The sequence below is a fragment of the Allocoprococcus comes genome (genome assembly GCF_013300725.1).
Lineage (GTDB): Bacteria > Bacillota > Clostridia > Lachnospirales > Lachnospiraceae > Allocoprococcus > Allocoprococcus comes_A.
Window position 1 is genome coordinate 1 of record NZ_JAAIMM010000067.1, and the last position, 1,785, is coordinate 1,785.

At 38.0% G+C, this 1,785-nt stretch carries 1 protein-coding gene; it reads right to left on the reverse strand.

Features of this window, described 5'->3' with window-relative positions:
* Nucleotides 1-127 precede the first annotated feature (127 nt).
* Nucleotides 128-1,702, reverse strand: coding sequence for an IS1182 family transposase (locus G4407_RS15965; RefSeq protein ID WP_173689663.1), 1,575 nt, complete (start codon nucleotides 1,700-1,702; stop codon nucleotides 128-130).
* Between the last annotated feature and the right edge of the window lie 83 nt (nucleotides 1,703-1,785).

Sequence of the window (1,785 nt, forward strand, 5' to 3'; positions counted from 1 at the left end):
GGGGATGTGAAAAAACTCGATTGAGTTTTTTCGCATCTCCCTTTTTGTACCTGTTGTGTATAAATGACTGAAATCATGCGCAAAGAAAGCGCACTTCCCCTACCCCATAGAAATTCTTTTTTTGAATCTATGCGGCAGTTCTGTTTCTCATCTTTTTTTTCTGATATTTATATAGATTATGGCCTATCGCCACGAGTAAAACTTCCAGTTTGACTGAATGAATGCCTCTTCGGACAATTCTCTTGTACCAACGGTCGTTTTTCATTATTCCGAAAGTGCCTTCTGCTTGTATCGAACGGTTCATTCGTAATAACGCACCGTGGATACTTTCTAGGTTTTCGATTACTTCCTGATGCATGGAAGTTAATTCCTGATTGATCCGAACGGTTCGATTCTTATCTGTTTTCTTACATTTCTCTGCATATGGACATCCACTACAGTCTTCGCATTCATACAGTTCTTCCTTACGTCCGTATTGATTTCCCCTCACATTTTTTCTGTATAAAAAATGGAATGCTTTATCGTTAGGACATCTCATGACACCTTGCTCATCAATTCTGAAGTTAACTGCACGAAATGGATCTTCATGATATTTCCGATCCTTAGTTTCCTTTTTAAACATTGGAAATTTCATATACTTTTCAATTCCGTTCTGTTCACAGAAAATATAATTGTTGTATGAGCCATATCCGGCATCTGCCACAGGATATTTGGGATAGAATCCATAAGTTTGTTTGAAGTGCTCCATCAAAGGAACGAAACAATCCATATCCGAACGATAATGGTTCACGTCAACAACTGCAATATATTCATCTGCTACACCAATCTGTACATTATATGCTGGCAGAAGCTGATCATTGCCCATGTAATCCGTTTTGATACGCATAAAGGTAGCTGAGTTATCTGTTTTAGAGTAACTGTTTCGATTGGGACCACAGATTTCAATTTTTTGCATGTATTCTTGAAGTTTCTGACAGAAAGTAGTCAAGTGTTCATAATGTCGCTGTTCTTTGGATTTTCGCTTTCCACTTCCGTAAACAAATGTACTTTTATCCAGTTCCCATAAAAGTACTAGCTGCTCAACGATTTCATTCAGATAATCCGGTACATACTCCGGATTTGTTGTGATCTGCACCCCGCTCCATGCGATTTCTGCATTAATTTCCTCAATCTCCGCAGTGATTTTTTCGTAAAGCTTGTAACGGAACTTTTCGGTAGCCTTCTTCCATACCCAGGTATACTTGTTTGCGTTTGCTTCAAACTTGGAGCCGTCGATGTAGAGATGTTGCAGATCTACATGCTCCTCGTTAAAGATAGCATGATTGATGTCGTTAAAAATGTTTTCAATCTTATCTTGAAGTATTTCATTAATGAAATATCCAAAGGTTCTGTATGACGGAGTCTGGTGATCCATGAGATACATGAACCTGATATTAACTTTGCAGTTGTCTTCCAGTTCTCTCAGAGAGCAGTAGCCGCCAGTCATAAATCCGAAAAGTACTGTTTTTAACATGTTGACTGGATTATATCTGAGTCGTCCAGTTGTATACTCCGGAATATCCGTCAGATACTTGTTTAAATCGATTCCTCCCATCAATCTGTCAAATGTTAAAACAGGATCCAGCAGATCCAAACAATCTGAAAGAAACAGTGGTAAATATCCTTGTTTTGAATTACAATAATTATTGTGTAAAGTTTTCATCGCAAGTTAATTTTACCACAAAAATAGGACCTTTCGCATGAACGAATGGTCCTATTTCTTTTAGGGACTTATTTCACAGCCCC